We start from the raw sequence: 3548 nt of genomic DNA on the forward strand, positions 1-3548 counted from the left end.
GCTCTGATCAATGTCTTGAGCAACATGGTGGGCGGCAACAACAATCTTGAGTTGATGGCGTCGCAACTCACGGGCGTCCTGGCCGCCGCCGCAGTAAATGGGGATGTCAGCAAAGGTGCAGAAATCGCCAAGAACGCCACGGCGTACAACCGGCAACTTCACGCTGACGAAGAGCGTTGGTTACGCGATAACGCCAAGCGTTTCGCTGAGAACGAGGGCATTACAGAGCAGGAAGCCATGGAGCGTCTGAGTCAGCAGGCGCTGAAGGACACCGACTACCTCTGGCGTTCATTGCTGAGTGATGGTGATGACAACGCGGCGCAGTCGTTCTTGGCGGGCTCCGGCGTGACCTTTGTAAATGATCTGGGTGAAAAGCAAGCGCTGTTCACTGCTACGGGGCAGCAGCTATTCCGGCCGGAGATGTTCGCCGATACGGCGGACTCCGCGTTTTACAAGCAGTTTGTCCAAAGCGGTGTTAGCCGAGAGCTGAGCACAGGGCTGATCAAAGAACTGAAGGATTCTGGAATCGCAGCCAAGGATGAAGCCCTTGACCTTGCCAAGGCGGCGAGAGAACACCCTGATGTGGTTCTGGACGGCTTGTGGGATGGCGTCACATCGCTAGGACAAAGCGTTGTCGACAGCTTCAAGGAGAGCGGCAAGGCGATCGGAGAAGGAGCGGCGACAGCATTCGATGCCGATATCTCGGCGAAACTCAATGCCATCTATGGGCTGGATGTCGAGAGCGCCCAGCAAGCTTTACTGGCCATTCGCGTATTCACGGCAGTTTCCGGGGCGAAGGCCGTCGGTCAGGTTGGCGACGCCTTGGCAGGAAAAGCGGCCGAAGCGGTAGCCAGGAAGCTAGATAGCCTCCTTGATGATGTAGCCGAACAAACGCTGCTCAAGACCGGTGGCATGATTGGCTCGGATGGTGTGCCTATCCTCGATCTCAAGCAACTGACGACTCAGCAGAAGGGTTTGATGGGCGAGCTTTTCGGCGAGAACACCGTCAAGCAGATCATTCCGGACGGTGAGAAACTGGCGCGTATGCCAGGTATTGGTGAGACCGGAATCGATGACTTGTACAAGGTCAATCGGCCGGATGTGGACTATGTGGTTATTGAATATAAGTTCGTGGGGACTGATGGGAAAAGTGGAGCTCAAGCACTTGGGGGCACGTCTGATGGAAAACAAGGAAGCTTGAGCTGGACTGTAGGAAGAGGGCGATTGGAGAAAGCAGTTGGCGAAGAGATGGCACCAAGTATAAGGCGCTCTATAGATTCTGGTCGTACAGAGACATGGGTTGTTGCAACTCGTGCAGATGGTGCTACTGAGGTCCAGGTTCTTGATGCGCAAGGCAGGCCTAAGTCAGTGGATGCCTCGAAAATCCTTACACCAAAACCTAGTCAGCTGGGTGGAAAATCATGATTCGGGCTTCAATGGGAAATGCAGAGTACTGGGAAAAGTGGATTGACTTCAGTGAGGAGAATATATTTAAAGATTTGGAGCAAACTCATCTGCCTTCAGGAAATCCTATATATAGACCTCAATTTGTATGGGATATTTCAATCGAGTCGCTCCGGCTTCTTCTCCGTCGTTACTCTCGTGGCGACTGTGTCGAAGACCTTTCGAAGCATTTCCTTGGGCTACTGGATGCTTGGGATCTTTCCAGTCAATTAGCGCGCGAGGTGTGCCAAGAGCACGGCCTAGAGACGTGCCGAGATTGGGACTTCAGCCTTGCCAACCTCAATCATTACAACTGGTGTTTCTGGCTCGTAGGGTTAGCGCTCTCTTTGGAAATTTCTGATACGCAATGGCAACGTTTGCTCGCGCTGATAGATGGTGAAGGTGAGGACATACTGCTAGATCGTATCATCGCCAGTCGTCAGCCTGCGCGGCGGATCGGGGCGAAATTACTACATACGAAACCTTATATGCGCTTGCTCAAGACCATCGACGCCCCGCGAGAAGAGCAGGCTAGCCTGTTACGAGATTTTGTCGATCACTGGTATGCGGAGCTCAAACGGCCGGCACCTAGAAATCGCAAGGCTCCAACGGTTGAACCCTACTGGTACGTTTATGGTGACCCAGATAAGCATCCATTAGAAAAAGGTAGCTATTTCGGACGCTGGTGTATCGAAGCGGTTGCGGCGGTGAAGGCCTTTGGAATTGATGATACCTTGTGTCTGGGGCATGAATACTATCCTGGCGACCTGTTGCGTCCCGATGGACCTTCTACCCACCCACTACGCGCTGAGATGAAAAGAAACTGGTGGGCAAGACTGCTGGGAAAATAGGAAAAGAATTCTGAGTCCCACAAGCCTATTCCATAACTCCAATCTATTGGTGTGTTTCAGGTATGAACTGCTGACTGCTAATTACTCCAGTAGCCGAGTTGTTGTCCTGATTGTTAAATTTCAAACCTCGGTCATTCTTTAAAAATTAGTCAACAATTAACATTGTTCTACCGGTGAGCTGCTCTACGACGGCGGCCAGGCCGGCGCGCGGGCCATCGACTTCAGCCTGCGCGGCGCCCTGAGCAACTGCCACGGCTTGATCGAAGCCAGCCAGCAGCCTTGACGTCACGCGCAATGCGGCGTTCACGATGTGACCTTGGCCTCAGCGGCCAACGAGAGCCACAGCTACAGCAAGACCAAGAAAATCACCGCCCAGCAAGACCACGTCGAGCAGCAGTCCAGCACGCTGACTGCCGGCGGCGACGTCACCGTCAGCGCCGGGGAGAACCTCACCCTCAAGGCCAGCAAGATCGGCGCGGGCAACGAGGCCTACCTGGTCGCCGGCGACAAACTGGAACTGCTGGCGGACTACGACAGCGACTACAGCCTCTACGACAAGAAGAGCAAAGGCAGCTTCGGCAGCAAGAAGACCCAGCGCGACGAAGTCACCGATGTGAAGGCCATCGGCAGCCAGATCAGCGCCGGCAGCGACCTCACCCTGCTCAGCGGCGGCGACCAGAAATACCAGGGCGCCACGCTCGAAAGCGGCCACGACATCGCTCTCGTCAGCGGCGGCGCGGTGACCTTCGAAGCGGTCAAGGACCTGCACCAGGAAAGCCACGAGAAAAGCAGCAGCAACCTCGCCTGGCAATCGGCCAAGGGCAAGGGCCAGACCGACGAAACCCTGCGCCAGAGCCAACTGGTGGCCCAGGGCGAACTGGCCATCCGCGCCGTCGACGGCCTGAACATCGACCTGAAACAGATCGACCGCAAGAACGTCAGCCAGACCATCGACGCCATGGTCCAGGCCGACCCGAACCTGGCCTGGCTGAAGGACGCCGAGGGGCGGGGAGATGTGGACTGGAATCGGGTCAAGGAAATCCATGACAGTTGGAAGTACAGCAGCTCGGGGCTCGGCGCTGCTCCTGCGTTAGCGATTTCAATTATCGCAGCTGCTTACCTAGGGCCTGTCTACGGCGCGATGGCGAGCAATCTTGCCATCGGCACGATCAACAACGGTGGGGATCTTGGTCAGGGTCTGAAATACGCCACTAGTTCGGACAGCCTGAAGGGATACGCCATTGCGGCGGCCAC

3 protein-coding genes and 1 pseudogene are annotated in these 3548 nt (G+C 55.6%); 3 read left to right on the top strand and 1 reads right to left on the bottom strand.

The window, feature by feature from the left end:
• Both P3W75_RS21210 and P3W75_RS21215 read left to right on the top strand, forming a co-directional pair.
• Positions 1 to 1425 (top strand): hypothetical protein (locus P3W75_RS21210; protein ID WP_276229280.1); only part of this gene is annotated, 1425 nt, incomplete at its 5' end.
• Positions 1422 to 2294 carry a PoNe immunity protein domain-containing protein gene (locus tag P3W75_RS21215; protein WP_276229281.1) on the top strand — a complete coding sequence of 291 codons (873 nt, stop codon included), beginning with the start codon at positions 1422 to 1424 and terminating at the stop codon, positions 2292 to 2294. The genes P3W75_RS21210 and P3W75_RS21215, both read left to right, overlap by 4 nt.
• Positions 2295 to 2439: 145 nt before the next feature.
• On the opposite strand, the gene P3W75_RS21220 is transcribed toward P3W75_RS21215, so the two are convergent.
• Positions 2440 to 2601 carry a hypothetical protein gene (locus tag P3W75_RS21220; protein ID WP_276229282.1) on the bottom strand — a complete coding sequence of 54 codons (162 nt, stop codon included), beginning with the start codon at positions 2599 to 2601 and terminating at the stop codon, positions 2440 to 2442.
• Between P3W75_RS21220 and P3W75_RS21225 the strand changes: the two are divergent.
• Positions 2602 to 3548: pseudogene (locus P3W75_RS21225) on the top strand (hemagglutinin repeat-containing protein); the annotation flags it as partial.

This window comes from Pseudomonas citronellolis, assembly GCF_029335315.1.
GTDB lineage: Bacteria > Pseudomonadota > Gammaproteobacteria > Pseudomonadales > Pseudomonadaceae > Pseudomonas > Pseudomonas citronellolis_A.